We start from the raw sequence: 19,417 nt of genomic DNA on the forward strand, positions 1-19,417 counted from the left end.
TCTTGGACGCGGGCGGCGCCCGGGGCGTGGAATCGGAGCACTCACCGCGGCGGGCCATGAGCCCGCTCGTCACCGTGGCCGCCGTCGGCCCGCCGAGGGGCCGGCGGATCCCGGGACGGTGATGCGCCCACCCCACGCCCCGCGACCAGGAACGGACATCGTGAAGATCGCATACTGGACCGTCGCCGGTCTGCTCGCCGCCTTCTATCTCTACGGGGGCGTGCTGAAGTCGATCCGCAGCCGCGAGCAGCTCCGCCCGATGATGGCCTGGGTGGACTCCACGCCGATGCCGGCCGTCAGGGCCATCGGCGTGGTCGAGGTGCTCGGCGCGGCTGGGCTGATTCTCCCGCCGCTGACCGGCGTCGCGCCGTGGCTGGCCACGGCCGCGGCCACCGGGTTCGTGGTCCTCCAGATCGGCGCGACCAGGGTTCACCTCCGCCGTGGGGACCATCAAGTAGGGCTCAACATCACGCTGCTGCTGGCCGCGGCCGTCGCCGTCGGGCTGGCGGCGACGGCGGTGTGACCGCGCCGCGAAGACGGCGGGACGCGTCGAACGGACCTGCGGGAACGCCGGCGCGGCAGCCCGTCGCGGTTGCGAGGAGTTCACGTCCAGGCCCTTGTTACGTCATCTTCTACGCGCGTATCTTCACGTCTGGATCCGCGTGACACGCCACCGGCCTCCTCCGTCGACCCTGACTTGACGAACCCTCACGACCCGGCGCCGGCACGGCTGCCGGGCTCTGTTCTTCCCAGAAGGAGCTCCGCAACGGTGCCCAGCCCCATCGTCTCCCGCCATTCCCGCCGCACGCTGCTGCGCGCCACCCTGCCCGCCGCGGTCACCGCGTCCCTGGTGCTCGTCCCGCTGCCCGGCGCGGTCGCCGTCCCGTCCACCGGCGCGGTCATCGCCGAGGTGTACGGCGGTGGCGGCAACTCCGGTGCCACGCTGAAGAACGACTTCATCGAGCTCGGCAACCCCTCCGCGGCGGCCTTCGGCCTGACCGGCTACAGCGTGCAGTACCTGCCGGGCAGCCCCAGCGCCGGCAGCCGCTGGGGCGTCACCGCGCTGAGCGGCTCGATCGCGCCCGGCGGCCGCTTTCTGATAGGCGAGGCGGCGGGCGCGGGCGGCACCGTCGACCTGCCCACCGCCGACGCCACCGGCAACCTGGCCCTGTCCGCCACCACCGGCACCATTGCGCTGGTCGACGGCACCGCCGCGCTGAACTGCAAGACCGCCGCGGACTGCGCCGCCGACCCGCGCATCGTCGACCTCGTGGGCTTCGGCACCGCCGTGGTCCGCGAGGGCACGGCGCCGGCCCCGGGCGCCTCGAACACCGCCTCGGTGGCCCGTGGCGCCTCCCTCGCCGACACCGACGACAACGCCGCCGACCTCAGGGCCGGCGCGCCCTCTCCGGTCAACGCCGCGGGCGAGGCCCCCGAGGGCGGCTCCGACAACGGCCCCACCGAGCCCGGCACGCTGCGCATCCACGACATCCAGGGCGCCACCCGCCTCTCGTCGGCGGCCGGCAAGACCATCGCGGGCGTCCCCGGAGTCGTCACCGCCGTACGCACCTACGGCTCCAAGGGCTTCTGGATCCAGGACCCGAACCCGGACGCGGACCCGGCCACCAGTGAGGGCGTCTTCGTCTACACCGGCAGCGCCGACCCCGCCGTCAAGGTCGGTGACGCCGTACTGGTCACGGCCAAGGTGAGCGAGTACTACCCGAACAGCTCCGGCGGCTCGCAGTCCCTCACCGAGCTGACCAACCCCAAGGTCACCGTCGTCTCCTCGGACAACCAGGTGCCCGCCCCGGTCGTGCTGGACGGCTCCACCGTCCCGGCGGCGTACGCCCCGGACGCGGCGGGCGGCTCGATCGAGGCCCTGCAACTCCAGCCCGGCACCTACGCGCTCGACCTGTACGAGTCCCTTGAGGGCATGAACGTCGAGGTCCGTGACGTTCCCGTGGTGCAGGCCTCCAACGAGTACCGCGAGCTGTGGGTGGACGCCCGCGAGGAGGACCCGCGTTCGGCCCGCGGCGGTGTGGTCTACCTCGGCTACGACCGGCCGAACCCCGGCCGCATCATGGTCCAGACGCTGGGCCCGGCCGACGACTTCCCGGTCGCCGACGTCGGCGACAGCCTCACCGGCGCCAGCAGCGGCCCGCTGGACTACACCCAGTTCGGCGGCTACACGATGGCGGCCACGCGGCTCGGCGCCCTGCAGTCGGGCGGACTTCAGCGGGAGGTCACCGAGCGCGCGCTGCCGAGCGAGCTCACGATCGGCACGTACAACGTCGAGAACCTCGACCCGGGCGACAGCGACGAGAAGTTCGCGGCACTGGCGGCCGGCGTGGTCACCAACCTGCGCTCGCCCGACATCGTGGCCCTGGAGGAGATCCAGGACGACAACGGCCCGGTCAACGACGGCACGGTCGGGGCGGACGCCACCGTCGCCGAGTTCGTCGAGGCGATCAGGGCGGCCGGCGGCCCGGCGTACGACTGGCGCTCCGTCGACCCGGTGAACGGCAAGGACGGGGGCGAGCCCGGCGGCAACATCCGGCAGGTGTTCCTGTTCAACCCGGAGCGGGTCTCCTTCACCGACATACCCGGCGGCGACGCCACCACGGCGGTGGACGTGACCGGCACCGGCAAGTGCACCTCGCTGACCGCCTCGCCGGGCCGGATCGACCCGGGCGACGAGGCGTGGAACTCCAGCCGCAAGCCGCTGATCGGCCAGTTCCGGTTCCACAACAAGCCGGTCTTCGTCATCGCCAACCACTTCAACAGCAAGGGCGGCGACCAGGGCCTGGACAGCCGCTTCCAGGCCCCCACCCGCAGCTCGGAGACGCAGCGCCTCAAGCAGGCCGCGGTGGAGCAGGCGTTCGTCGCCAAGCTGCTCGCGGCCGACCCGAGCGCCCGCGTGGTCTCGCTCGGCGACTTCAACGACTACCAGTTCTCACCCGCGCTCCAGACCCTCACCCAGGACGGTGTGCTGCGCGACCTGGTGAACGAACTGCCCGAGTCGGAGCGCTACTCGTACGTCTTCCAGGGCAACTCCCAGGTGCTGGACCACATCCTGGTCAGCCCCGCGCTGAAGCCGCAGCACGTCCGCTACGACGTGGTGCACATCAACAGCGAGTTCGCCGACCAGGCGTCCGACCACGACCCGCAGGTGGTCCGCGTCAAGCCCTGACGCGAGGCGTCCGTCCAGGTCCCCCGCCCGGTTCCGCCACCGGGCGGGGGACACCCGTCCCCGGGGACGGGTTCACTCCCATCTGTGTCCGAAGCGGGCGGCCAGAGCCGGCACGTCCGGCTCACCGAACTCGGCGCGCAACGCCTCGAACGCCTCCGCCTTCGCGCTGCCGAAGCGTCCGATGTGGCGGGCGTAGGAGGACACGGTCCAGAACCGCGGCGGGCTGGTCTTGCTGTGGAACTTGTCGGCGTACATGACCAGCCGCTCCTCCGCCGTCTCCGGGAGGAAGTCGCGCCGGGGCAGGGGCAGATCCTGCGCCACGATGTCCTCCCGGGTCAGTCCGACACCCGTGTGGCAGGAACAGAACCGGCGGACGCGCTCGGGAAGGTTCTCCTCGGCGAGGATCTCGTGCCCGAGCACCCCGTGGCGCACGTAACTCTTGTAGTCGAGGTGGCCCTCGGCGTCGTAGAGGTGATAGACCCCGATGTCGTGCAGCAGACAGCCGGTTCTCACCAGGTCGGCGTCCACCGGCAGTCCGGCCGCGTCGATGAGACTCTGGGCGACGTTCCAGACGATCTCGCAGTGCGTGTGGACGGCATCGAACGCCTCCGGAGTCGGCGCGTACTTCTCATGCAGCGCACGGATGTCCTCGACGCTGGGAAGGGTCATCCGCGGAGCGTAGCAAGCGAGCAGGTCAGCGTACGTCGACGTGGTCGCCCGGCGCCGCCGGCGAAGCGGCTACCCGCACGTCACCACCCGGCCTCCGTCGAGGACCGCCGTTCTGTCGGCCAGAGCCGTGGCGGCGTCGTGGTCGTGGCTGATGAACACCAGGCTCAGCGCTGTCCGTTCACGGAGTGCGGACAGATGGGTGAGGATCGTGTCGCGGGTCGCGGGGTCGAGGCCGGAGGTGATCTCGTCGCAGACGAGGACGGCGGGTCCGGCGAGCAGGGCCCGTGCCAGGGCGGCCCGTTGGAGCTCACCACCGGACAGAGTGGTGGGGCGGCGGAGGGTGAGGCTCGTGGGCAGGCCGAGCTGTTCCAGTGTCCGGGCGGCGCTCCGGTGGGCGGTGGTGCGGTCGGTGCCACGCAGCCGGACCGCGGTTCGGGCCACCTGGTCCAGGACGGGGCGGTGTTCGTCGAAGGCCGCCCTGGGGTCCTGGAACACGTACTGCACGGCTACCAGTTCGGCGCGGGTGCGGGAACGGAGGCTGCGCGGCAGCGGGGCGCCTTCGAGCAGGACCGCACCGTCGTAGACGGAGTGCAGCCCGGCCAGGCAGCGGCCGAGGGTGGTCTTGCCGCTGCCGGAGCGGCCGGTGACGGCCAGGCACTCACCCGGCGCGACCGACAGCGTGAGGTCGTGCAGGACCGGCACGGGGCCGCGCGCGGTGCGGTGGCGGGCGGTGAGCGCCCGGACGGTCAGCCGTGTACCGGACGGTTCTGCCATCGTGCTTCGTCGTGGCGGGATCGCGGGACGCGGCCCGGCGGACAGTGCCTCGGGTGAGGGGCCGCGTTCCACCGCTCGGCCCGCGCGCAGCACGACCGTCTCGTCGGCCAACTTCCCTACGGTGTCCAGGTCGTGGCTCAGCAGGACCAGCGCGATGCCCTGCCGCGCGACATCGGCCAGCGCTTCCACCACGCCCTGTCGGGTGGCCGGGTCCTGTCCCGTGGTGGGTTCGTCGAGGACGATCAGCCTGGCGCCGAGGAGCAGTGCCTGGGCGATGACGACCCGCTGCTGCTGGCCTCCCGACAACTGGTGGGGGTAGCGGCGCAGCACCAGGTCGGGCGACGGCAACTGGGCCAGGCGCAGGGCGTGTTCGACGGCCTCCCGGATCTCGCGGCGCGTTCCGCCTCGGCGGGCCGCGATGTCCTTCAGCAGGGCTCCGGCGCGGCGGGCGGGGTTGAGGACGGCGGCGGGGTGCTGGGGTACGTAGCCGACGGCGCCGGGCCCCGGGGCGCGGACGCGGCCCTCGATCCGGGCGCCGGGCGGGAACTCGCCGAGAAGGGCCCGTCCCGTGGTGGTCTTCCCGCTGCCCGAGGGCCCGACGAGGGCCGTCACACGGCCCGGGCGGACGGTGAGGCTCACACCGTCGACGAGCACACTGCCGGCCACCTCCACACGCAGTCCTTCGACCTCCGCGACCGGGTTCATCCCCGGCCTCCTTTCCTCGTGGCCTCGGCCGGGGTGTGCAGGACGGCGTCGAAGAGCAGGTTGGTGCCCATCGACAGGGCCGCGACGAGCAGGGCGGGCACCACCACGGCCCACGGCTGGAGGAACAGGCCCGTGCGGTTGCGGTCCACCATCACCGCCCAGTCGGCGGCGTCCGGCTCGACGCCGATCCCGAGGAACGCGGCCGTGGCCACCAGATACAGGGCACCGGTCAGCCGGATCCCCGCGTCGGCGGCGAGCGTACGGCGCAGGGAGCGGGCCACGTAGCCGACCGCCGTGCGCCACCAGGACTCGCCCTGCATCCGCAGGGCCTCGACCGCGGGCCGCGCGGCCACCTCGGCGGCGGCCGCGTGCACCACGCGCGCGGCGTCGGGCACGGCCGCCGCTCCGACCAGCACCGCCAGTCCGGCCGGGCCCGGTGTGAGGGTCGCCGCCATCAGCAGCACCAGCAGGAGGGAGGGCACGGCGAGCACGACGTCGAGCGGCCGCATGAGGGCCTCCTCCAGCCAGGCGCGTCGGGTGAGCGCGGCGCTCAGGCCGAGCGGGACGGCGACCAGATAGGCGAGACCGGTGGCCGCGAGTGCCACGAGAACGACGGAACGGCCGCCGAGCAGGACCTGCCGCCAGACGTCCCGGCCACTGAAGTCGGTGCCCAGCCAGTGCCCGTCACCCGTCGCGAACGAGATCGCGCGCGGTCCGGCCGGTCCGGCGAACAGCGGCCCGGCGACGGCCAGCAGCAGGGGCACGGCCAACAGCGCCAGGGCAAGCCCGTACCTGGACAGGTGACGCCTCATGCGGCGGCCCCCGCACGCGGGGCGAGTGCGCGGGTGAGGGCATCCGCCCCGAGGTTGACCAGGACGGTGACCGTGCCGAAGACGACGGCCATGCCCTGGACGACGGGCAGGTCCCGGGCGGCGACGGCGTCGACGAGTACGGTGCCCAGCCCGGGGACGACGAAGAGGGCCTCGACGACGATCACACCGCCGAGCAGCCAGTCGCAGGTGCGGGCCACCTGCTGGGCGGCCGGCGCGAGGGCGTTGGGCAGGGCGTGCGCCCAGCGGACCCGGGCGCCGCCGATGCCGTAGCGCAGGGCCTGGGCGACGTACGGCGAGGCCATCGCGTCGATCATCCCGGCGCGCACCAGGCGGCTGATCGTGCACACGGGCCGGGAGACCAGGACGAGGACGGGCAGGACCAGCACGGCCGGCTCGGTCAGGGGGTCGGCGCCGACGGCGGTGGGCGGCAGCCAGCCCAGCCACAGCCCGAACAGGCCGGCCAGCAGCACGCCGAGGGCGAACTCGGGCACGGAGTGCACGGCCAGGGTCAGCGCGCTGAGGGTGCGGTCCAGCGAGCCGCCCTCGCGGCGGGCGCACAGCACGCCGAGCCCGGCCGACAGCGGCAGCAGCACGGCGAGGGTGACGCCGGCGAGCAGCGCCGTGGGCCCGAGGCCGTCGCCGAGCAGGCCGGCGACGGGCCGCCCGCCGACCAGTGAGGTGCCGAGGTCGCCGCGGACGAGTCCGGCGGCCCAGTCCAGGAAGCGTTCGGCGGCGGGCCGGTCCAGGTCCAGCGCCGCGCGGATGCGGGCGATGCGCTCGAGGTCGGGCTGGTCGCCGGCCAGGGCGACCGCCGCGTCCCCGGGCAGGGCCTCGGTGAGGGCGAAGACGAACACGACGACGGCCGCCGTCTGCACCAGCCCGAGGAGCAGGCGGCGGCCGGTCCAGGAGAGGCGCCCGGTCACGCGAGTCGTCGCGAGAGCCGTCACGCGAGCCAGACCCGGTCGAAGCGGGCCCAGTCGAGGGTGTTGGCGGGGGCCTCGGCCGAGACGCCGCGGACGGTGGGGGCGGTGGCGACGATCCAGTCGGCGAAGCCCCAGATCAGGAAGCCGCCTTCGTCGTGCAGACGGCGCTGCATCCGCTCGTAGAGGGCGGTCCGTCCCTGCTCGTCGGGTGTGGACTGGGCCTGCCGGTAGAGGTCGTCGAAGTCCCGGTGCCGCCATCGGGTGGCGTTGGTGGTGGAGCCGGTGAGCAGGCGCTGCGATATGTGGGCCTCGATGGGCATCGCCCCGGACCGGTACGAGGCGAACGTGCCGTCGTTCAGGATGTCGCTCCAGTACGTGTCCTTGTCGCCGACCCTGATCTCGACGGTGACCCCGGCCTCGGCGGCCTGCTCCTTGAAGATCCCGGCCGCCTCGACGAAGCCGGTGGCGGCGGGGGCGGTGTCCAGGGTGACCTCGAGGTTCTCGGCGCCCGCCGCCTTGAGCAGGGCACGGGCGCGGGCTAGATCCCGGGTGCGCTGGGGCAGGCCGGACGCGTAGTGGCGGTAGCCCTTGCCGAACAGGTCGTTGCCGATCTCACCGGCGCCGGAGAGGGCGCCGTCGACGAGTTCCTGACGGTCGGCGATGAGGAAGAACGCCTGGCGGACCCGCTTGTCGTCGAACGGGGGCCGGTCGGTCTTCATCACGAAGCCCTGCATGGCGCTGCCGGGGAGCCGGATGACGTTCATCCTCCCGCCGCCCTCGTAGGTGCGCGCGGTGGCGGGGTCGAGCTCGTGGGCGTACTGGACCTGCCCGCCCAGCAGGGCGCCGGTGCGGGCCGACTCCTCGGTGGCGACGACGAACTCCACCTGGTCGAGGTGCGGCGCGCCCTCCCAGTAGGCCTCGTTGCGCTCTACGACGAGGGACCTGCCGGGCGTGAAGGAGACGAAGGTGAACGGGCCCGATCCGACGGGCCGTTCGAAGGAGGTCGTGCCCTTGGGGACGATGTACGCGCCGAACGCGGCCAGCACGTTGGGGAATTCGGCGTACGGGCGCTTCAGCCGGAACTCGACGGTGGTCGCGTCCAGGGCGCGGCTGGCGGCGAGGTCGACGGGTTCCAGGGACGCCTTGGCGCGGAAGGCGGCGTCGGGGTCGGCGATACGGCGGTAGCTGTGCAGGACGTCCTCGGCGGTGACCGGTCGGCCGTCGTGGAAGACGGCCTCGCGCAGAGTGACCTTCCAGGTGTCGAGGGTCCGGTTGGGCTCCCAGCGCTCGGCGAGCCGCGGCACGGGAGCGAGGTCGGTGCCGAAGTCGGCGAGCTTGTCGTAGAGGGCCTTGGCACGGGCGGCGTCCACGAACAGGTTGACGGCGTGCGGGTCGAGGGTCTCGCCCGCGCCGCCGCCCGCGAAGGCGGCCCGCAGGGTGCCGCCGCGCCTGGGGGTGCCCGTCTCGGTGGTGTTCCCGCTGTCGCCGGCCGTGCCGGTGCAGCCGGTGGTGAGGGCGAGGGCGGTGGCCGTGGTGGTGGCGAGGAGGAAGCCTCGGCGGTCGAGGCCGGGGCGGTTGCTGGTCACGGTGTGGTGTCTCCGTTGCTGTGCCGGGAGTCGGGCGTGGGGTGGTCGTGGTGCCGGAGCCGGGCGACGAGGTGCAGGCGGTCGGAACGCGCGGTCCCGTGCGGCAAGTCGCCCTCGTACCAGGGCGGTTCGGTACGCGGGCCGGGTCCGTCGTACAGGGCGAGGACCTCGAAGCCCGCGAGGGTGAGGAAGTACCGCAGCTCCTGGGGGAACAGCAGCCGCCAGGCGGAGTGCTGCTCCCGCGGCGGTGAGCCGTCGTCGGCGGTCCAGACGCGGCGGCGGCGCAGGAGTTGGGCGCCGTGGTCGATCCACAGGCTGGTGCGGGAGGTATGGGTGGTGCCGTCCTGGTCGAAGGACGCGGTGCGCGGCCCGTCGAGGAGTTCGGTGCCGCCGAGGAAGAAGGCGCCGTTGCGCATCTCCGCGACGAGCAGTCCGCCGGGGGCGAGATGGCGGCGGCACGCGGTGAGACAGGCGGCCAGGTCGTCGTTGGTGTGGCAGTACAGCAACGCGCTGTCCAGGCACAGGACGGCGTCGAAGGTCCGGCCCAGGTCGAAGTGGCGCATGTCCGCGCGGCGGTAGTCGGGGCCCGGGTGTCGCCGGCGGGCGTGGGCGAGCATCGTCTCGGCGGTGTCGATGCCGGTGACCCGCCGTCCGGCGTGTCGGTGCAGCCAGGCCGCGTCCCGGCCGGTGCCGCAGCCGATGTCCAGGACCCGCGGACCCGCGCCGTGGCGGCGCAGGATGTCCTCGGCCCAGCGGGCGGCGAGGTGGCCGGGGTCGGGGAAGCGCCGCTCGTAGAGCTCGGGGTGGTCGGTCAGGAGGTTGCCGTCGTTCATCTGGTCTCGCTCAGGGGGTCACGGTGAGGGGCGGCGGACGGGTCGGCCGGGTGCGGTGGCGGGACCTCTCCGCCCGGGAGGTCCCGGGCATCCGGGTGGGGTGACGGGGCCTCCCCACCCGGGAAGTCCCGCCGGTGAGGTGCGGGCGGGCCGGGCAGTGCCCCGCGCAGGTGCAGCAGTGTGACGGCCGCCGCCGACGCGAGGCCGAGCGCCGTGCAGCAGGCGTACGGGAGCCAGGCCGGACCGCCCCGCGTCGCGGTGTCCATGGCCCAGCCGACCCCGGCGCCGACGGCCGCCGTCGCCACGCCCGACACGGCGTAGAACAGGCCGTAGAGGGTGCCGGTGAGCTCGGGCCGCCCGAAGGCGGGGACGAGGTCCAGCACGAAAGGCTGGGCGGTCATCAGCCCGAGGTACAGCAGCAGGGTCCCGGCCAGGACGGGCGCGAGGCGCGCGGGGTCCGTCCCCGCGGTTCCCGCGATCAGCGCCGGCGGTACGAAGCCGAGCCCGCCGACGGCGAGTCCGGCGGCGATCCAGCGGCCCGGGCCACCGCCGCGCACGGCGAGTCGGCGGGTGAGCCGGAGCTGGAGGAGGAGGCCCGCGACGGTACCGACGACGAACAGCAGCCCGACGGCACCCGTCCGGCCGGTGGCCTGCCGAGCGGCGTGCGCGAGCAGCAGATAGAGCTGGCTCTCCATGCCGTACATGCCGGTCATGGCCAGCGCGAAGGCCAGGAAACGGCGGTCGCCCGCGGCCTCCCGCCAGTCGCCGAGGAAGGAACCGGCGGGCCGTGGCCGCTCCCCGGCGGGCAGCGCCGCGGCCTGCGCGATCGTGAGCAGCGCGAACAGACCCGCCGCGGTGAGCGCCGCCGTCCTGAAGCCGCCGAGCAGCAGCAGGGTCCCGAGCAGCGGCCCGAGCAGCGCCCCCGCCGTGGCGAACACCTGGAACAGCGCGAACGCCTCGGCCCTGCGCTCGCCGGCCTCCCGGGCGACGTACGTCCGCACGGCCGGGTTGAAGAGGGCACCGGCCAGGCCGCTGAGCACCGACGCGGCGATCAGCACGGGCAGTGCGTCGCCCAGGGCGAACAGGGCGAAGCCGAGGGTCCGCAGCGCGCAGCCCGCGACGATCACGCCACGGGCCCCGAGACGGTCGGCCGCCGAGCCCCCGATCAGGAACAGCCCCTGCTGGCTGAGGCTGCGCAGGCCGAGGACCAGCCCGACCACGGCCGCCGACAGCCCGAGGTCGTCGGTGAGATGGGTGGCCAGGTACGGGACGAGCAGGTAGAAGCCGGTGTTGACGCCGAACTGGTTGACCAGCAGCAGCCGCACGGCCGGCGGGAGGCCGCGCACCCCGGCGAGCGTCCTCACCGCGCGGCCCCTGCGGCCATGCCCGCGCGGGGCCGTACTCCCAGGCCGCCGCGCGGGGCGGGGCGTACGGTCCCGTCGGTACCGCCGATCCCGGTCCATGGGTCGTCGGCGAGGAGCAGGTGTCCGTCGAGGTCGGCCCAGCGGGCGCGGTCGACGAGGTGGACGGCGGGGGCGATGCCGAGCGAACTGGCCGTGAGGCAGCCGAGCATGAGGTCGGTACAGCTGCCGCGCAGCGCGGCGTGGATGCGCAGTGCGTGGCGTACGCCGCCGCACTTGGCGAGTTTCACGTTGACCCCGTGGACGCGTCCGGCGAGGGCGGTGGCGTCCTCGTAGGTGACGGCGTCCTCGTCGGCGATCACCGGCAGCGGGGAGGCGGCGGCGACCCTGGCCAGGACCTCGGGGCGGCCGGGCGCGACGGGCTGTTCCACGGCGGTGACACCGAGCGCGGCGAACCGCGGCAGCAGGGCGTGGGCCTGCTCCTCGGTCCAGGCCCCGTTGGGGTCGAGCAGCAGTTCCGCCGCGGGCGCGGCCTCGCGGACGGCCGCGACCCGGGCCAGGTCCTCGGCGGCTTCGGGGGACCCCGCCTTGACCTTCAGGACGGTGAAACCGGCCGCGACGAGCCGGCCGGCCTGTACGGCGGCGGTCACGGGAGGGACGATCCCGATGGTGCGCGCCGTGCGCGCGGACGGCGGCACGGGGGTGCCGAGCAGCTGATGAGCGGGCGCACCGGCCCGTTTCCCCGTGAGGTCCAGTACGGCGGCCTCGACCGCGGCGAGCACGCCCGGCGGCAGACCGGCACCGAGCGGACCTGCGGGGGCGAGCTCCGCCCAGGCGGTCTCCGGGTCCGGAAGGCGCTCGACCTCGGGACGCAGGGCGCTCACCCGGCGCAGGATCTCCTCGGTCGGCAGTGCGAGGTACCGGCTGCTGACGGCCTCGCCCCAGCCGCGCAGTCCGCCGTGTTCGAGGGCCACCCAGACCGCGTCGCGGCGGGCCATCACGGAGCGGGAGATACGCAGCGGCTCCGCCAGTTCCAGCGAGACGGTGTGCCAGGTGAGTCTCATACGGCACCTCCGTGGGCCGGAGCGCGGACGCCTCGCGACGCGGGGGCGGAGTCGAGGACGGTGCGGCAGCGGGTCCAGCCGAGTGCCTCGGCCGCGCGGGGATGCGGGATCTCCAGCGGGCGGGTGGCCGGCGCGGTGCCGGTGAGGCCGTGCGCGTGGCAGAAGTCGTCGTCGTAGACGGTGCCGAGGTAGCGGTGCGGCCCGTCGGGGAAGACGGTGGCGACGACGGCGCCGGGCTCGGCCCGTGCGGCCCACGCGGCGACCAGGGCGACCGCGCCGGTGCTCCAGCCGCCGCTGACGAAGCTGCCGCGGGCGAGCCGGCGACAGGTGTCGACGGCCTCGGCGGGGCCCACCCAGTGCACTTCGTCGAAGACGCCGTGGCGGACGTTGGCGGGGTGGATGCTGCTGCCCAGTCCCCGCATCACGCGCGGCCGGGCGGGCTGGCCGAAGATGGCGGAGCCGACGGAGTCGACGCCGATCACCTTCAGCCGGGGCCAGCGGCGGCGCAGCGGGCCGACCAGTCCCGCGCTGTGCCCACCGGTGCCGACGCTGCACACCAGGACGTCCATGTGGTCGAGCTGGCCGATCAGTTCGGCGGCCATGGAGCGGTAACCGGCGGGGTTGTCGGGGTTGTTGTACTGGTCGGGCCAGTAGGCGTTCTCGGTGCGGGCCAGGACCTCGCGCAGCCGGGCGATCCGGGCGGCCTGCCAGCCGCCTCGGGCCGCGGGGCGGTCGACCAGTTCCAGCCGGGCGCCGTGGGCGCGCAGCAACTGCCGCATGGACGGCTCGAGCTCGCTGTCGCCGATCAGGACGACAGGGTGACCGAGGGTCTGTCCGGCGAAGGCCAGCCCGATGCCCATGGTGCCCGAGGTGGACTCCAGAACCGTGGCTCCGGGGCGCAGTTCGCCGCGCCGCCTGGCCGCGGTGAGCATGGACATCGCGGCGCGGGCCTTCATCCCGCCCGCGCTGAGGCATTCGAGCTTGGCCCAGAAACCGGGGTGGGGGTGGGGCAGTTCGGTGCGGACACGGGCGAGCGGAGTACGGCCCAGCAGGGGCAGCAGATCGGGGTTGGGCCCGGCGGCGGCGCGGAGTTCGGGCGGAGCGAGGGTCATGCACGGTCTCCGTAGCGGTGGATGGTACCCGGGCCGCCGTCGAGCCAGAAGAACGGGTACGGCTCGGCGGACACGGCACTCACCCCGGCTCCGAGGAAGCGGGGCAGGACGGCGCTGCCGGTCTGGGCGAACATCACCAGCGGCTTGCCGGTCGCGGCGGCGTGGTCGAGCAGCCCCTGGAAGCTGCCGTTGCCGAGCGTCATGCCGGAGGCGAGGATCGCGCCGCAGTGCTCCAGGTGGGCGGGCGTGTCGGTGAGTACGGGCTCGCCCCACTCGGTGGTGCCGCCCTTGAGGTCGCACGGCAGGTACTCGATGTCTCGCGAACGCAGCTGTTCCAGAAGGGAGTTGACGACACCGACGACCAGGACCGGGCCGCTCCCGCCGAAGCGGCGGGCGGACGCGGCGGCCCCGGCGCGGCCAACGGCGTCGGTCCGGGCCTCCGCACCCGTGTGCGTGCCCAGCAGATCGACGACCGCTCGGGCCCGTGCCCGCGAGCGGCTCAGCGAACCGCCGCCCGGCAGGCGGTACGGCCGGGCGCCGTTGTCCAGTGTGTGCGGGCGTACGTGGGCGAGGTAGGCGTCGAGGGCCGCGATTCTCACGGGCAGGACCGGATGGCCGAGCAGGTCGGCGACGCGGGCGCCCACGCAGTCGTCGAGGGCGCCCTCGGGCAGGGTCCCCGGCTCCACCGCGCAGGATCCGACCGCGGCGTCGAGCCGCAGGCCGAGCACCTCGTTGCGGTAGCCGCGGGCGCGGCCCGCGTGGCGGACGGCCTGGGAGGTGGTGAAGGCGAGCGAGATCCGCTCGTGGGCCGGGTCGGGTCCGTACGCCCCTGCGCGGACCAGGTCGAACAGCCGGTCGACGGTCCGGACGACGGGGTCGCCGAGCGTGGGCGCGTGGCGGTGCGGGTCCTCGCGCTCCGGAGACTGATGCGGGGCGGACAGGGTCACGCGGGCACCGCCGAGGACAGCTCGTAACCGGGACGCAGGTCCGCGAGCAGCCGCTCGGCGTTCGCGCGGGCACCGTCGCCCTCGGTGTCGACGGTCATCACATGTCCGAGGTACTCGTTGTTGCTGGTGGCGGCCCGTACGGCGCGGCCGGGTTCGGCGAGGCCGAGTTCCCGCACCTCGGGCCGGGCCCGGACGTCGTCGGCCCCCTCCACGCCCGTGAGGGTGCCCTCGGCGTCGGGCAGGAGGAACGCGATGGCGGCGCTGCGCACACCGGTCTGTCGCGGCGTCAGGTCGGGCGCGCGGCCGAGGGCGACGTCCACACAGGCGGTGGCCAGGTCGATGCCGGTGACATGGCGGACCAGTTCGGTGATGCGGTTGCCGGCCGGGCGGGGGTTGACCTCGACCACCCGGGGCCCGTCGGACGTCAGCTTGATCTCGGTGTGGCAGACCACCTGGTCCAGGCCCAGCGCCTCGACCGCCCGCAGCGCGGTCCCGACGGCTTCCTTCGCCGCGGTCTCCGCGACGGCGGCCGGGAACATGTGGCCGGTCTCGACGAAGGCCGGTGCCCCGCCGATGCTCTTGTCGGTGACGCCGACGGCATGGGTGGACCCGCCGAACGAGACGGTCTCGACGCTGACTTCGGGCCCGTCGAGCATTTCTTCGAGCAGGACGACGGGGACACGGTCCTGGCCGCGCGCATTGACCGGGAACTCGGCCAGGGCCCGGCAGGCGAGCTCCAGTTCGCGCTCGTCGCGCACCGCGCGGACCAGCATGCCGGCGCACAGGTCCACCGGCTTCACGACGAGCGGGTAGCCGATCTCGCGGGCGGCGGCCGCCGCGTCCCCGGCGCCCTCGCAGATCGCGAACCGGGGCCCGGCCACTCCGGCTTCGGCGAGCACCCGGCGCGTCAGGTCCTTGCGGCAGGCCGCCTCCACGGCATCCGGAGCCGGTCCGGGCAGGCCGAGCCGCCGGGCCGCATGGGCGACGGCGGGCAGGTAGTAGTCGCACGAGGAGACCACGCCGTCGAAGCCGAGGACGGTGTGCAGGCCCTCCAGCCGTGCGAGGAGCGCGGTCGTGTCGTTGGTGTCCGCCGTGATGACGTTGCGGGCCGTGAGCAGCGGGTGTGTCCCCTCGGCCGCGGGTGTTGCGCGCAGGTAGTGGTGCAGGTCGCGGGTGACGAAGGTGAACTCGTGCCCCGCCTCGCGGATCGCTCTGGGCAGCAGCCTGCTCATCGACCCCACCCAGCTTTCGATCACCAGCAGATGTCCCATCGGACTTCCTCCCGGACTGCCGTCGGTTCTGGTCGACGCAGACGTTATCCGAAATCGTTTTCATTTCCAATAGGGTGGTTTTCAGGTAGCGTGCGGAGCCCCACGGCAGGAGAGGCGGAGTCCGGTGACAGAACTGACGCGAGATCAGAGGGTCGGGCCGTACACGGTGCGGCACGCGAGAAGCGGGGACCTGCCCGGCGCCCGGAGCGTCATGCTGGACACCTTCTACCGGGAGTTCGACTACGGCTATGTGCCGGAGTGGCACCCCGACGTCGTCGACCTGGAGGGCACGTACCTGCGCGATCCGCGGCACACGCTGATCGTGGCGGTGAGCGACGGCGGCGAGGTGGTCGGCACCACCGCCCTCAACTCGCGCGGCCCCGTACACCCTCCGCACCCGCGAAGCCTCGTCGAGCGCTATCCCTCAGGACGGACCGCCCAGTTGCTGCGCGTGTACGTACGCCCTGGACACCGGCGTCACGGGCTCGCCCGCGCGATGGTGCGCACGGCCTGCGACTTCGCCGCGGGGGTCCCCGGGTACGAACGCGTCTACCTGCACACCAACGTCGACATCCCCGGCGCGGAGGGCTTCTGGCGCAGCCTGGCCACCGAGGTCTTCGACGCCCGCCCCACCGGGGAGCACGGCGGCTTCGGCACCGTCCACTTCGAGATGCCGCTCGACACCGTGCTCACGCCCACCAGCTGACAGCACAGGAACGCCCCGCCCACGGCGACGGGAAAGCCGTCGAGCGTGGGCGGGGCGTCCGTATCGCGGTACTGCGGGCTCTCAAGTACCGCTGCCCTGACCGCACATCAGAGCCCGCGCCTCGATCTCGATCGCGGGAAGCTCCTCCCGGATGCCGCAGGCGAACAGCCCCGAGTACGTGGCCGCCGACCACGTGGACAGCGTGCCCCGCACCGTCCCGCTCCCGGAAGCGCCGCAGCTGTACACGAAGGACGCCTCTACGGTCGTCACACCCACCACGGCCACCAGCACACCGTCGGACCTGCCGGACGACACGGTAAGGGTCCTGTCCCCTTCGGACGGAGTGAAGGTGTCCCCCACCCGCGCGAGGTCGGAGTCCGTCCGATCCGCGAGGGAGTCCACGGCGGCCCGCCCGGCCGCCGCCCCCTCGGGGAGCGGCGGGTACACGGTCGCCCTCAGGGTGCGCAGCGGGACGAGCCCGAACGTCGATCTGACCGTCTTTCCCGCCGGAACGCGCACATGCCGGGCGTCGGACACAGCGGCCAGTCGCATCTGCCTGGTCACCTTGCCCCAGCGGAACGTGCCCCCTCGGCAGGTCCAGTCCCGCGGGAGGGGACGGCTCGCGGCGGTCGTCCCGGCCGTGGACGGGTGTGCGGCCCGGGGCTCCTCAGCCGCGGTGCAGGACGCCGTCGCCAGCGCGGCGACGAAGGCGGTGGCCAGGGCGACCGCACCGCGGATCGGCTTACGTCTCACCAGTTCTCCTGTCGCCCGCACACCACCCCGGAATCTTCACAACCGGCGCGACCGGTTCAGCAAAGCCGAAGATGATCACAGCAGGCCACAGGTGATGGGAAACGGTACGAGACCGTGATCAGCCTCGGACGGCCGCCCGGGGACACGGGTCCGGCGCCGGGTGACCGCGGCGCCGGGTTCCGGACTCAGCTCTCGTTGGTGCCCCGGTACATCTCGTCGACCTCCGCGGCGTAGGTGCGCTCGACCACCGGCCGTCTGACCTTCAGGCTCGGTGTGAGTTCGCCGTGCGTGATGTCCAGTTCGCGCGGCAGCAGGGTGAACTTCTTGATCGTCTGCCAGCGCTGGAGGTCGTCGTTGAGCCGCTGTACGAAGTCACCGACGAGCGTCCGGACTTCGGGCCTTGCGACCACCTCGGCGTAGGACCGGTCCGTCAGGCCGTGCCGCGCGGCCCAGGGCATGATCACGGTCTCGTCGAGGGCGATCAGGGCGGTGCAGTAGTTGCGGTCGGCGCCGAGGACCAGGATGTTGCTGACGAACGGGCAGATCGCCTTGAACCTGGCCTCCACCTCGCTGGGCGCGACGTACTTGCCGCCGGACGTCTTGAACAGGTCCTTCTTCCGGTCGGTGATCCGCAGCGAGCCGTCCTCGTCGAGCTCACCGATGTCCCCCGTGCGGAACCAGCCGTTCTGGTCAAGGGCCTCCGCGGTCCCGCCGGGCAGGTTGTGGTAGCCGTCCATCACGCCGGGGCCCCGCAGCAGGACCTCGCCGTCCTCGGCGATCCTGATGTCGCAGCCGGGCAGCGCGGTGCCGACGGTGCCGATCCGCACGCCGTGTTCGCGGTTGACGGTGACCGGACCCGTGGTCTCGGTCAGGCCATAGCCCTCCAGGACGGGGATACCGACGCCGGCGAAGAAGTAGCCGAGCTCCGGCGCCAGGGCGGCGCTGCCGGACACCGCGCGGCGCAGCCGGCCGCCGAAGGCGGCACGGACCTTGGCGTAGACGAGCCGGTCGGCAAGCGCGTGCTGAAGCCTGAGGGCCGGCGGCGCGCCAAAGTGACCGGTGGCGGCGAGGTTCGCCTGCGTGGCCCGCGCGTACGCCCGGGCCACCTCGGCAGCCCAGAGGAAGACCTTGTATCTGACGCCGCCGTCGGCCCGGGCCCTGCCCGCGATGCCGTTGTAGACCTTCTCGAAGATCCGCGGCACAGCGGCCATGAGGGTCGGCCGTACGACGGGCAGATTGTGGACGATCCGGTCCACACGCCCGTCGACGGCCATGACGTGCCCGGAGTGGATCTGCCCGGAGATCAGCGTCTTGCCGAAGACATGCGCCAGAGGCAGCCACAGATACTGCACGTCCTCCGGCCCCATCCGCACCCCCACGCCCTGAGCCGGGCCCTGATAGGCGAGGCCGTCGTGCGACAGACGCACACCCTTGGGGCGGCCGGTGGTGCCCGAGGTGTAGACGAGGGTGGCCAGCCGGCCGCGCTCGATGGCGCCGACCGCCCGTTCCACCGCGTCCGGGTGCTCGGCGAGGTGCCGACGCCCCCGCTCCTCCAGCTCCGCGAGGGTGAGTACGGTCAGACCCGCGGCGACGGCGGTGGCGTCACCGGCCGGGGTGTCGAAGAGGATCACATGAGTCAGACCGGGCGCGTGGGCCCTGGCCCGGACGGCCTTGGCCAACTGCGCCTCGTCCTCGGCGAACAGCGCGCGACTGCCGGAGTCGGCGACGATGAAGGCCGTCTCGTCGGCGTTGGTGCTGGGGTAGACGGTGGTGGTGGCCGCCCCGGCGCACATGATGCCGAGATCGGCGAGGATCCATTCGATCCGGGTGGCAGAGGCGATGGCGACCCGGTCCTCGGGGCGGATCCCGAGGGCCGTCAGCCCGGCCGCGACCGCCGTCACCCGCCGCGCGGTCTGCGCCCAGGTGAGCGAGCGCCACTGCTCGGTGCCGGTGTCGCCGAACAGGACGGGATACCGGTAGGCCTCGGCGTCCGGGGTCGCTTTCACCCTGGTGAGGAACGAGTGGGCCACAGAGGGCGGACGGTTCTCGATCGAGGACTGCACAGAACTCAACGGTGCCTCCAGAAACGGGGAGCCGAGCACGGCGGGCAGAGGGCCCGGCCGGTGGGGAGTACGGGAGGAGGGGAGGAAGCGCGGATGGTGATCGCCCGCTCTCGGGCCCGGCCGAGCCCGCCCCAAGTCGTCAGGGCGGGCCGGGCCGAACCGACGGCTCGCCGGGCAGAAGCCGGGCCCGGCGAGCCGTTCACTGTGCCGAAGTGCCGCTGATGGGGCAGGGCCACCCCTGAGAGGGCCCCAGGACACCCCGTCGAGCCGGCGCTAGGAGGCGTCGCCGAACACCTGACCATGCTCGGCCTTCTCGACGAGCAGCGCGGGCGGGGTGAAGCGGTGGCCGTAGCGCTCGGCGAGCTCCCGTGCGCGGGCTACGAAGCCGGGCAGGCCGCCTTCGTAGCCGTTGATGTACTGGAGCACGCCGCCGGTCCAGCCGGGGAAGCCGATGCCGAGGACGGAGCCGATGTTGGCGTCGGCGACGGAGGTCAGTACGCCCTCCTCCAGCAGCCGGACGGTGTCCAGGGCCTCGGCGAACAGCATCCGTTCCTGCATGTCGCGGAACGGGATCGCGGCGTCCGGCTTCGTGAAGTGCTCGCGCAGGCCCGGCCACAGGAGCCCGCG

Annotated in this window: 16 protein-coding genes and 1 pseudogene; 3 read left to right on the top strand and 14 right to left on the bottom strand. The window is 73.4% G+C overall.

All coding sequences use genetic code 11. From position 1 onward, the window contains the following. Positions 1-160: 160 nt before the first annotated feature. Positions 161-523 carry a DoxX family protein gene (locus ACZ6SQ_RS17750; RefSeq protein ID WP_469562620.1) on the top strand — a complete coding sequence of 121 codons (363 nt, stop codon included), beginning with the start codon at positions 161-163 and terminating at the stop codon, positions 521-523. Between the two features lie 246 nt (positions 524-769). Further along, positions 770-3,190: an endonuclease/exonuclease/phosphatase family protein gene (locus tag ACZ6SQ_RS17755; protein WP_469562622.1), complete on the top strand. Its 2,421-nt coding sequence runs from the start codon at positions 770-772 to the stop codon at positions 3,188-3,190. Between the two features lie 72 nt (positions 3,191-3,262). Here the strand turns inward: ACZ6SQ_RS17755 and ACZ6SQ_RS17760 are convergent, their stop codons facing one another. From ACZ6SQ_RS17760 to ACZ6SQ_RS17810, 11 genes are all read right to left on the bottom strand, one after another. Further along, positions 3,263-3,859: an HD domain-containing protein gene (locus tag ACZ6SQ_RS17760; RefSeq protein ID WP_469562624.1), complete on the bottom strand. Its 597-nt coding sequence runs from the start codon at positions 3,857-3,859 to the stop codon at positions 3,263-3,265. A 69-nt stretch (positions 3,860-3,928) separates the two neighbouring features. Further along, the gene (locus ACZ6SQ_RS17765) at positions 3,929-5,338 is read right to left on the bottom strand and encodes an ABC transporter ATP-binding protein (protein ID WP_469562629.1); all 1,410 of its coding nucleotides are present in this window, start codon (positions 5,336-5,338) and stop codon (positions 3,929-3,931) included. Then, complete coding sequence (locus tag ACZ6SQ_RS17770; protein WP_469562631.1) at positions 5,335-6,150, bottom strand: ABC transporter permease; 816 nt, start codon at positions 6,148-6,150, stop codon at positions 5,335-5,337. The genes ACZ6SQ_RS17765 and ACZ6SQ_RS17770 overlap by 4 nt, the downstream gene beginning before the upstream one ends. Further along, on the bottom strand, positions 6,147-7,094 hold the full coding sequence (locus tag ACZ6SQ_RS17775; protein ID WP_469562634.1) for an ABC transporter permease: 948 nt from the start codon (positions 7,092-7,094) through the stop codon (positions 6,147-6,149). Before ACZ6SQ_RS17775 ends, ACZ6SQ_RS17770 begins: the two co-directional genes overlap by 4 nt. 20 nt (positions 7,095-7,114) lie before the next feature. Beyond that, positions 7,115-8,680, bottom strand: coding sequence for an ABC transporter substrate-binding protein (locus ACZ6SQ_RS17780; protein WP_469562637.1), 1,566 nt, complete (start codon positions 8,678-8,680; stop codon positions 7,115-7,117). After that, positions 8,677-9,513 (bottom strand): class I SAM-dependent methyltransferase, encoded by an 837-nt coding sequence (locus tag ACZ6SQ_RS17785; RefSeq protein WP_469562640.1) that lies wholly within the window; start codon positions 9,511-9,513, stop codon positions 8,677-8,679. Before ACZ6SQ_RS17785 ends, ACZ6SQ_RS17780 begins: the two co-directional genes overlap by 4 nt. Beyond that, positions 9,510-10,877 (bottom strand): MFS transporter, encoded by a 1,368-nt coding sequence (locus tag ACZ6SQ_RS17790; RefSeq protein WP_469562642.1) that lies wholly within the window; start codon positions 10,875-10,877, stop codon positions 9,510-9,512. Before ACZ6SQ_RS17790 ends, ACZ6SQ_RS17785 begins: the two co-directional genes overlap by 4 nt. Next, a complete protein-coding gene (locus ACZ6SQ_RS17795) occupies positions 10,874-11,938 on the bottom strand; it encodes an enolase C-terminal domain-like protein (protein WP_469562645.1) in 1,065 nt (354 codons plus the stop codon). Before ACZ6SQ_RS17795 ends, ACZ6SQ_RS17790 begins: the two co-directional genes overlap by 4 nt. Next, positions 11,935-13,050: a PLP-dependent cysteine synthase family protein gene (locus tag ACZ6SQ_RS17800; RefSeq protein WP_469562648.1), complete on the bottom strand. Its 1,116-nt coding sequence runs from the start codon at positions 13,048-13,050 to the stop codon at positions 11,935-11,937. Before ACZ6SQ_RS17800 ends, ACZ6SQ_RS17795 begins: the two co-directional genes overlap by 4 nt. Then, complete coding sequence (locus ACZ6SQ_RS17805) at positions 13,047-13,901, bottom strand: hypothetical protein (protein ID WP_469562681.1); 855 nt, start codon at positions 13,899-13,901, stop codon at positions 13,047-13,049. The genes ACZ6SQ_RS17800 and ACZ6SQ_RS17805 overlap by 4 nt, the downstream gene beginning before the upstream one ends. Before the next feature lie 92 nt (positions 13,902-13,993). Then, on the bottom strand, positions 13,994-15,268 hold the full coding sequence (locus ACZ6SQ_RS17810; protein WP_469562649.1) for an ATP-grasp domain-containing protein: 1,275 nt from the start codon (positions 15,266-15,268) through the stop codon (positions 13,994-13,996). Between the two features lie 211 nt (positions 15,269-15,479). On the opposite strand from ACZ6SQ_RS17810, the gene ACZ6SQ_RS17815 reads away from it, so the two are divergent. Further along, positions 15,480-15,974 (top strand): GNAT family N-acetyltransferase, encoded by a 495-nt coding sequence (locus tag ACZ6SQ_RS17815; protein ID WP_469562652.1) that lies wholly within the window; start codon positions 15,480-15,482, stop codon positions 15,972-15,974. 81 nt (positions 15,975-16,055) lie between these two features. On the opposite strand, the gene ACZ6SQ_RS17820 is transcribed toward ACZ6SQ_RS17815, so the two are convergent. From ACZ6SQ_RS17820 to ACZ6SQ_RS17830, 3 genes and pseudogenes are all read right to left on the bottom strand, one after another. Further along, on the bottom strand, positions 16,056-16,727 hold the full coding sequence (locus tag ACZ6SQ_RS17820; protein WP_469562655.1) for a hypothetical protein: 672 nt from the start codon (positions 16,725-16,727) through the stop codon (positions 16,056-16,058). Positions 16,728-16,912: 185 nt separating this feature from the next. After that, positions 16,913-18,799, bottom strand: coding sequence for an AMP-dependent synthetase/ligase (locus ACZ6SQ_RS17825; RefSeq protein ID WP_469562658.1), 1,887 nt, complete (start codon positions 18,797-18,799; stop codon positions 16,913-16,915). Positions 18,800-19,063: 264 nt separating this feature from the next. Then, positions 19,064-19,417, bottom strand: a pseudogene (locus tag ACZ6SQ_RS17830) (3-hydroxyacyl-CoA dehydrogenase); the annotation flags it as partial.

The sequence above is a fragment of the Streptomyces sp. NPDC048600 genome, from assembly GCF_055587025.1.

Coding starts and splice junctions, on each gene's coding strand:
- ACZ6SQ_RS17760 (WP_469562624.1), bottom strand. CDS start 3,859: ATGACCCTTCCCAGCGTCGAGGACATCCGTGCGCTGCATGAGAAGTAC.
- ACZ6SQ_RS17765 (WP_469562629.1), bottom strand. CDS start 5,338: ATGAACCCGGTCGCGGAGGTCGAAGGACTGCGTGTGGAGGTGGCCGGC.
- ACZ6SQ_RS17770 (WP_469562631.1), bottom strand. CDS start 6,150: ATGAGGCGTCACCTGTCCAGGTACGGGCTTGCCCTGGCGCTGTTGGCC.
- ACZ6SQ_RS17785 (WP_469562640.1), bottom strand. CDS start 9,513: ATGAACGACGGCAACCTCCTGACCGACCACCCCGAGCTCTACGAGCGG.
- ACZ6SQ_RS17795 (WP_469562645.1), bottom strand. CDS start 11,938: ATGAGACTCACCTGGCACACCGTCTCGCTGGAACTGGCGGAGCCGCTG.
- ACZ6SQ_RS17800 (WP_469562648.1), bottom strand. CDS start 13,050: ATGACCCTCGCTCCGCCCGAACTCCGCGCCGCCGCCGGGCCCAACCCC.
- ACZ6SQ_RS17810 (WP_469562649.1), bottom strand. CDS start 15,268: ATGGGACATCTGCTGGTGATCGAAAGCTGGGTGGGGTCGATGAGCAGG.
- ACZ6SQ_RS17815 (WP_469562652.1), top strand. CDS start 15,480: ATGCTGGACACCTTCTACCGGGAGTTCGACTACGGCTATGTGCCGGAG.